At 63.7% G+C, this 7,721-nt stretch carries 8 protein-coding genes; 6 read left to right on the top strand and 2 right to left on the bottom strand.

Annotation, left to right across the window (positions count from 1 at the left end; all coding sequences use genetic code 11):
* On the bottom strand, positions 1-370 hold a 370-nt coding region (locus EN742_RS16620; RefSeq protein WP_128333042.1), incomplete at its 3' end, for an NAD-dependent epimerase/dehydratase family protein.
* A gap of 222 nt (positions 371-592) precedes the next feature.
* On the opposite strand from EN742_RS16620, the gene rfbA reads away from it, so the two are divergent.
* The 6 genes from rfbA to EN742_RS16590 all read left to right on the top strand — a co-directional run bounded on the left by rfbA (position 593) and on the right by EN742_RS16590 (position 6,957).
* A complete protein-coding gene (gene rfbA, locus EN742_RS16615; protein WP_127406834.1) occupies positions 593-1,474 on the top strand; it encodes a glucose-1-phosphate thymidylyltransferase RfbA in 882 nt (293 codons plus the stop codon).
* Between the two features lies 1 nt (position 1,475).
* Positions 1,476-2,030: a dTDP-4-dehydrorhamnose 3,5-epimerase gene (rfbC, locus tag EN742_RS16610; protein WP_127406833.1), complete on the top strand. Its 555-nt coding sequence runs from the start codon at positions 1,476-1,478 to the stop codon at positions 2,028-2,030.
* Between the two features lie 13 nt (positions 2,031-2,043).
* On the top strand, positions 2,044-3,120 hold the full coding sequence (rfbB, locus tag EN742_RS16605) for a dTDP-glucose 4,6-dehydratase (RefSeq protein ID WP_126055835.1): 1,077 nt from the start codon (positions 2,044-2,046) through the stop codon (positions 3,118-3,120).
* Positions 3,117-4,046: a dTDP-4-dehydrorhamnose reductase gene (gene rfbD / locus EN742_RS16600; protein ID WP_128333041.1), complete on the top strand. Its 930-nt coding sequence runs from the start codon at positions 3,117-3,119 to the stop codon at positions 4,044-4,046. Before rfbB ends, rfbD begins: the two co-directional genes overlap by 4 nt.
* Positions 4,047-4,301: 255 nt before the next feature.
* Positions 4,302-6,296, top strand: a complete 1,995-nt coding sequence (locus tag EN742_RS16595; protein WP_189375379.1) for a nucleoside-diphosphate sugar epimerase/dehydratase — start codon at positions 4,302-4,304, stop codon at positions 6,294-6,296.
* Positions 6,297-6,411: 115 nt separating this feature from the next.
* Complete coding sequence (locus tag EN742_RS16590; RefSeq protein ID WP_189375381.1) at positions 6,412-6,957, top strand: sugar transferase; 546 nt, start codon at positions 6,412-6,414, stop codon at positions 6,955-6,957.
* On the opposite strand, the gene EN742_RS16585 is transcribed toward EN742_RS16590, so the two are convergent.
* On the bottom strand, positions 6,945-7,721 hold a 777-nt coding region (locus tag EN742_RS16585; protein ID WP_128333039.1), incomplete at its 5' end, for an NAD-dependent epimerase/dehydratase family protein. The two genes, EN742_RS16590 and EN742_RS16585, sit on opposite strands and share 13 nt — an antisense overlap.

Raw genomic sequence — 7,721 nt, 5'->3', positions numbered from 1 at the left:
CTTCCGGGTCGCCATAGATCTCCGAAGTGGAGGCCTGCAGGATCCTTGCGCCTCGAGATCTGGCGAGATCGAGCATATTGATGGCGCCGAGTACGTTGGTCCTCGTCGTCCGGATCGGGTCGTTCTGGTAGTGGATGGGCGCTGCCGGTGAAGCAAGATGGTAGATGCCGTCGACGTCCAGGTCGAGCGGCAGCGTCACGTCATGTTCGATCAGCTCGAATGCCGGAACTGTCAGAAGCTGACGGATATTGTCCCTCGATCCGGTGCTGAAGTTGTCGGCGCAGACCACTTGATGTCCAAGCTCGACAAGCCTGCCGCACAGATGCGATCCGAGAAAGCCGGCGCCGCCGGTGACAAGAAGTCTGGCCATGGGATTTCCGTTTTCGCGGCCGGTCCGTTGCTGTTTAGCACCGGATCGCGATTTGCCAACCGACAAACCTCGCGCCGCTGGTCTGATTGTCGTCGGGCGTGCGGCCGGGTGGCCGCAGGCCTGGCCGGTCGGGGCGCCGACGGGCATCGAGATTGACAAGCCATCGTGCGAAACCTTAGCAGGGTGGTGCTGAAGGGGGTTCGGCGTGGCCAGGAGGATCTGTTGAAGGGAATTATCCTTGCGGGAGGCAACGGGGTCCGTCTCTATCCGCTGACGCTGGCCGTGTCCAAGCAGATACTCCCGATATACAACAAGCCGATGATCTACTACCCGCTGAGCGTGCTGATGCTTGCCGGAATCCGCCAGGTCCTTATCATCTCAACCCCCCGCGACTTGCCGGCATTCCAGCAGTTGCTGGGCGATGGCTCGGAGTTCGGGCTCGACGTTTCCTTTGCTCCGCAGCCCCACCCCAACGGCCTTGCCGAAGCCTTCATCATCGGTCGCGACTTCATCGGCAAGGACAATGTGTCGATGATCCTTGGCGACAACCTGTACTTCGGGGAAGGCCTTTCGCAGCTCTGCCGCATGGCGGCGAAGCGCGAACGTGGCGCCTCGGTGTTCGCCTACCGTGTCGAGGATCCGGAGCGCTATGGCGTGGTCTCATTCGACAAGACCGGCGGCAGGGCTTTGACGATCGAGGAAAAGCCACATAGACCCAAGTCCAACTGGGCCATTACCGGCCTCTATTTCTACGACAACGATGTCGTCGACATCGCGTCGAGCATCCGTCCGTCGAAGCGCGGCGAACTCGAGATCACGGCAGTCAACAATATCTATCTCGAACGCGGGCAGTTGCAGGTGCATCAGCTTGGTCGCGGCTATGCCTGGCTCGATACCGGCACGCACGACAGCCTGCACGAGGCAGCATCCTTCGTGCGCACCATCGAGCACCGCCAGGGCATCAAGGTGGCTTGCCCGGAGGAGATTGCCTTCGAGCAGGGCTGGCTGACGGCCGACAAGGTACTTGAACGCGCCGCTCGCCTTGGCCAGAACGAATACGCCGCGTATTTGCGCAGGCGCGTCAGCGAGTTGTCGGAGAACTAGGGTGCTGGAGATCATCCAACTCGGCCTCGACGGCCTGGTGGAGATCGTCCCGAAGCGTTTTCACGACGCTCGCGGCTATTTCGTCGAGGACTGGAACGCCCAGCGCTTCGCCGAGGCCGGCATCGATCTCCGTTTCGTGCAGGACAACCGCTCCTATTCCGCCGCCGCCGGTGTGGTGCGGGGGCTTCACTATCAGTTGCCGCCGCATGCTCAGGAGAAGCTGGTGCGCGTCGTCAGAGGCAGGATCCTCGACGTCACCGTCGACATTCGCCGCGGCTCGAAGAGCTTTGGCAGATGGGTCGCCGTCGACCTGTCGGCCGAGAAAGGCAATCAGGTCCTGGTGCCGAAAGGCTTCGCGCATGGATTCGTCACGCTCGTGCCGGATACCGAGGTTCTGTATAAGGTGACCGATATCTATTCGCCTGCCCATCAACGGTCGATCCGTTTCGACGACCCCGCCGTCGGCATCGAATGGCCGGCAATGGCGGGTGGGTTCCAGCTTTCGGACAAGGACCTCGATGCGCCGGTGCTTGCCGCCGCGGAGGTGTTTGCGTGAGGAGGGGAGCGGAATGAATTTCCTGGTGACCGGCGGTGCCGGCTTCATCGGCTCGGCCGTGTGCAGGCACCTATGCGCCAATCCGGCCTACCGCGTGACCAATCTCGACAAGCTCACCTATGCCGGAAATCTGGCGTCGCTGCGCGCGATCGAGAACGCGCGCAATTACAAATTCGCCCACGCCGATATTTGCGACGAGAGGGCGGTGCTGGAGATTTTGCACCGCGACGCCATCGACATCGTCATGAACCTCGCTGCCGAGAGCCATGTCGATCGCTCGATCGAGGGGCCCGGCGCTTTCATCGAGACCAACATCGTCGGCACGTACCGCATGCTGAATGCGGCCCTGGAATACTGGCGTGACCTGCCGCAAGGGCGCAAGCGCCGCTTCCGCTTCCATCAGGTCTCGACCGACGAGGTGTTCGGCGATCTCCCCTTCGACGGTGGCATGTTTGTCGAGGAGACGCCCTATGCGCCATCGTCGCCATATTCCGCCTCGAAGGCCGCCTCCGATCATTTGGTGCGGGCCTGGCACGAGACCTATGGCCTGCCGGTGGTCCTTTCCAACTGCTCGAATAATTACGGGCCCTATCATTTCCCCGAAAAACTCATTCCCCTGGTCATCCTCAACGCGCTCGACGAGAAGCCGCTGCCGGTCTATGGCGCCGGCGCCAATGTGCGCGACTGGCTCTATGTCGAGGACCATGCCAAGGCGCTGGAGCTTGTCGCCACGAAGGGGCGGACGGGCGAAAGCTACAATGTCGGCGGCAATTCGGAACGCAGCAATCTCGGTGTCGTCGAGACGATCTGCGATCTTCTTGACCGTCGACGGCCACGCGCCGCCGGCGGCAGCTATCGCGACCTGATCACTTTCGTCACCGATCGTCCGGGTCATGACCGCCGCTACGCGATCGATGCCTCCAAGATCGGCCGCGACCTCGGCTGGTCGCCGACGGAGGACTTCGACAGCGGCCTGGCAAGGACCGTCGACTGGTTCCTCGACAACAGATGGTGGTGGGGGCCGATCCGCGACCAACGCTATGCCGGCGAGCGGCTGGGCCAGGCCGAGAACAGGAAGGGCGCGGCGTGAGGCTTGTCGTGACCGGGCGCGAAGGCCAGGTCGTTGCCAGCCTGCTTGAAGCCGGGCGCGGGCTGGAGGGCGTGGAGGTCGTTGCCGTAGGCCGGCCGCGACTCGACCTGGCGCAGCCCGACACGGTGTTTGATGCGCTGGCGGCATCGAGGCCCGATGTCGTCGTCTCCGCCGCCGCCTACACCGCTGTCGACCAGGCCGAGGACGAGAAGGAAATGGCCTTTGCGGTGAACGCCACCGGGGCCGGTGCCGTCGCCGGGGCGGCGGCGCGGCTTGGCGTTCCCATCATCCATCTTTCGACCGACTACGTCTTCGACGGCACCAAGGACGGCGCCTATGTCGAAACCGACGCCACCGCGCCGCTCAATGCCTATGGCGCTTCGAAGCTTGCCGGCGAACAGGCGGTGGCGGCGGCCAATCCGCGTCATCTGATCCTGCGCACGGCGTGGCTCTATAGCCCTTTCGGCAGGAACTTCGTCGAGACCATGCTGAGGTTGGCCCGCGATCGAGACGAGATCGCGGTGGTGGCCGATCAGTGGGGAAACCCCACCTCTGCGTTCGATATCGCCGCCGCTATCCTGCACGCGGCGGCAAGGCTCGATCGCGACAGGGATTTTGATGACTTTGGCATTTACCATCTGACGGGAGCCGGCGAGGCCAACTGGAGCGGTTTTGCCCGCCAGATCCTGGAGATGAGCCGCGCGCACGGCGGGCCGCACGCGCGAGTGCGCGACATCGCCACCGGCGACTATCCGACCAAGGCTCGACGCCCCCAAAATTCGCGCCTGTCAACGGCGAGGTTCGGGAGCACCTTCGCCTGGCAGGCGCCGGACTGGCGGCTGTCCGCACAAAGGGTGGTGTCTCGTTTGCTGGGACAGGGAAAAGGCGATGCCGGTGGATCCGTCGCCGGCCCGGGCCTGCGGTAGCGAACTCTAATGTTGCGCCCCCAACTGTCCAGTCCGGCGGAGTCCGCGCAAGCAGATCAAGTCGCCGACGGGAAGTATGCAGGCATTCAATCCTGCGTGCTTCCAAAAAAATATATGGCGATGATCTCAACTCCACGCTATGCGATAACGGGGTGAAGGGGCTGGGGAATGGCGCTCTGGATCGGCGCAGGATGATGATCTGTCCGGCGCCAGTCTAGTGGCCATGTCTTCGTGCCTGGAGTTCAGTACTACCCAATGACATCCTATGTAGAAGCTGTGTCCGGACTTCGGCCGAAGATGCGGCGTGCTATCATCATGCTTCAGGACATCATCATGGTCCTGATCGCGGTGGCGCTCAGCCTGGTTTTGTCACAGTCGAAGCTGTCGTTCGACGCGTTCTCCTATGGCGGGCTGGCCTGCTGGGCGGTCATCGTGCTGATTGCCCATCTGCTGTTCAGATACTGCGGCCTTTACAACACCGTTTGGCGATTCGCCTCGACACCCGATTTCTTCAACATCCTCAAGGGCTGCGGAATCCTGACGGTAGTCCTCTATTTGTCCTCGCTCGCCTTCCGCTCCTTCCAGCCCGTCACCGGCCTCAACGAGCGTCAGTTCATCGTCTTTTTCCTCGTCTCCTTCACCATCATTTCCGCGCCCAGGCTCTACTACCGGTTCCTGCGCGACGGCGCGAGTTGGCGCATCCTCGGTCGCAGGAATGACGGAGGGGACGCGCGGATCAAGCAGGCGCTGTTCATCGGCAGGTTGAGCGAGGTCGACGTGATCATCCGTTTCACGCGCACCGCGCAGCCTACCGAATATGCCATCGCCGGCATCATGGCGATCGAGGGTGGAGCGTCACTGGGCACGCAGATCCAGGGCGTTCCGGTAGTGGCCGCCCGCCCGCGGCTGGTCGAAGTGCTCGAGGAATACGCCAGGGGCACGGAAAATATCGACCTGCTTATCTTTGGCAATGGCGCCGAACGCGAGATCGAGGAGTATTCGGAGCTTGTTCGCGTCGCCCGCCACAGCGGCATCGCCGTCGTCCAATTCTCGGGCTTCTCGGAACTTGGGCAAGGCGGCAAGCTTGTGCTCGACGCCGTCGAGATGGAAACCATCCTGCGTCGCTCGACCGTGCCGCCCGACATCGAACGCATCGGCGCCTTCGTCAGCGGCAAACGCGTGCTCGTCACCGGGGGCGCCGGCTCCATCGGCCGCATCCTGGTCAAGCGCTCGCTGGAACTCGGCGCGGAGGCCGTTCTGGTCGCCGACATTTCGGAATTCGGCATCTTCCAACTCGACCAGTCCATCGGCGAAAAGGACCACGATCGACTGAAGAGCCGCATCGTCGACGTCACCGACCGGCGCCAGATGACGCGCGTCGTCAGCGAATTCATGCCGTCCATCATCTTCCATGCAGCGGCGCTGAAGCACGTGCCCCTGCTTGAGGAGAACTGGGAATCCGCGATCCAGACCAATATTTTCGGCACGCTCGCCTGCGCCGAGGTTGCCGCCAAATGCGGGGTCCCGCAGTTCCTTTTGATCTCGAGCGACAAGGCGGTGGACCCGACCTCGGTGCTCGGCATCACCAAGAGAGCGGCCGAGCAGATCGTGAGCTCACTCCACGAAACGCAGGCTGTCGGGCAGGGCGGACGCCGCGCCGGTACCAAATTCATCGCCGTGCGCTTCGGCAATGTGTTCGGCTCCAACGGTTCGGTGGCGACCATCTTCCAGGCGCAGATCGAAGCCGGCGGCCCCGTCACCATCACCGACCGGCGCATGACCCGCTATTTCATGACCGTGGCAGAGGCCGTCGATCTCGTCATCATGTCGGCCGCGGATGCCGAGCAGCGGGAGGGCAAGGACGACTACGCCATCTATATGTTGGACATGGGCAAGCCGGTGCCGATCCTCGAAGTCGCCGAAACCATGATCCGCATGGCCGGCAAGAACCCCTACACCGACATCGCGATCCGCTTCACCGGCATCAGGCCGGGCGAAAAGCTGCACGAGACGCTGCAGGGCGAGAATGAAGAGGTCGTCGCGCTCGATATCGCCAAGATTTTTGGCCTGCGCGCCGAAGTGGTGTCATGGCCGAGAATTCAGGTCGCCCTGACGGCATTGCAGGCGGCAATACGTGACCAGGACAAGGCGGCCGCTCTTGCCGTGTTGGCGGGACTGCATGAGGCTGAAAAGCCGCCGGTTGAGGCACCGCGGGAAACCGGCCCGAAATCAGTTGGACGGGCAGGTTAGACCTGTCCGGCGCGTCGATGATTGGCTATTGAAGCCAAGCCCGGCGATCCTCGCGCATTGGCCATGGCATTCGGCTGCGCCGGATTTGGGACCATCGACCGCGGAGCAGCATTGGATGACCCTGAAAGGGCCGAAGCGAACCTTCGATCTTGTGGTGGCTGCCTCGATGCTGGTGGCGTCGTCGCCCGTGCTGCTTGTTGCAATGCTGGCCATCAAGGCATCGTCGCCTGGGCCGGCGCTCTTTTCCCAGACCCGGGTCGGGCAGGGCGGTGTGCCATTTCGCTGCCACAAGCTGCGGACCATGTACCGAGGAACGCCGTCCTTGCCCACGCATGAGGCGCCGCCGCAATCCGTTACCGCCGTCGGCAAGGCGTTGCGCCGGGCCAAGATCGACGAGTTGCCTCAGCTTTGGAACGTGCTGAAAGGCGAAATGAGCCTTGTCGGCCCGCGCCCATGCCTGCCCACGCAGACGGAACTGGTCGAGCGCCGCCGGGACCTGGGCGTGCTCTCGGCGCTTCCCGGCATGACCGGCCTCGCGCAGATCCGGGGTATCGACATGTCGACCCCCGTGCTTTGCGCCGAGACCGATGCCGCCTACCTGCGGACTGCCTCGCTCGGCCTCGATCTCAGGATATTGCTGGGAACCATCTATCGCGCTTGAGCGTCGCCCGAGCGGCTTCGCCGCGCCAGTTCGGTGAGCTGCTCCAGCGTATCGGTTTCCGGCGCCCAGCCCTCCGCAAAAAGCAGCGACGGATCGCAAATCTGCGTTGCCGCCAGGGCTTCCCATTCCTTGGCCTTGCCGAACAGCCTTGCCGCCAGCCGCATCGGAGCGGCGGGCACGGCAACCAGGCGCGGCGGCCGTCCGAAACCGCGCCGGAAGGCGGTGACGATCTCGGAGATCGCGGCGGGCGGGCGGTCGCCGGCTATATAAATGGGCCGCAGCGGCTTCGGTTTGGTCAACAGCCGCAGCACCGCGCCGGCCACGGCGCCGGTCGAAATCAGCGAGCGGGTCCCGGTCAGGGCCGCTGTCGGCAGCGGCAAGGCGCTATCGGCAAGCCGCATCAGCGTTGCCAGGTTTCCCTTCATGCCCTCGCCATGAACAGGCGGCAGGCGCAGCACGGCGGCGTCGGAACGGCCCGCCGATCGGTAGGCGTCGAGCGTCCTGATCTCGCCGTCGCGCTTCGAGCGGCCATAGGCGTCTTGCGGAGCAGGAACCGTTGCCTCGTCGATCGTGCCGCTGAAGTCCGGGCCGACGACCGCCCGGATCGACGACAGATAGAGGAAGCGTCCGCTTGCTAGCGCCGCCGCGGCACGCGCGAGCAGGCCGGTCAGCGCTCCGTTCGCGGCCAGATAATCCGGCTCGCTGGCGCCGCGGTCGTTGTTCAACGCCGCGCAGTGAACGACATGTGTCACTCCCTCCATCAT

It is taken from the genome of Mesorhizobium sp. M4A.F.Ca.ET.020.02.1.1 (genome assembly GCF_004022645.1).
Taxonomy (GTDB): Bacteria; Pseudomonadota; Alphaproteobacteria; order Rhizobiales; family Rhizobiaceae; genus Mesorhizobium.
The sequence above is the reverse complement of the archived record's forward strand: the minus strand, read 5'-3'. Positions and strand labels throughout refer to the sequence as shown.

Excerpts from the sequence above, each read along its gene's own strand:
- rfbB (WP_126055835.1), top strand. The coding sequence starts at position 2,044 with ATGAATTTCCTGGTGACCGGCGGTGCCGGCTTCATCGGCTCGGCCGTG.
- EN742_RS16595 (WP_189375379.1), top strand. The coding sequence starts at position 4,302 with ATGACATCCTATGTAGAAGCTGTGTCCGGACTTCGGCCGAAGATGCGG.
- EN742_RS16590 (WP_189375381.1), top strand. The coding sequence starts at position 6,412 with ATGACCCTGAAAGGGCCGAAGCGAACCTTCGATCTTGTGGTGGCTGCC.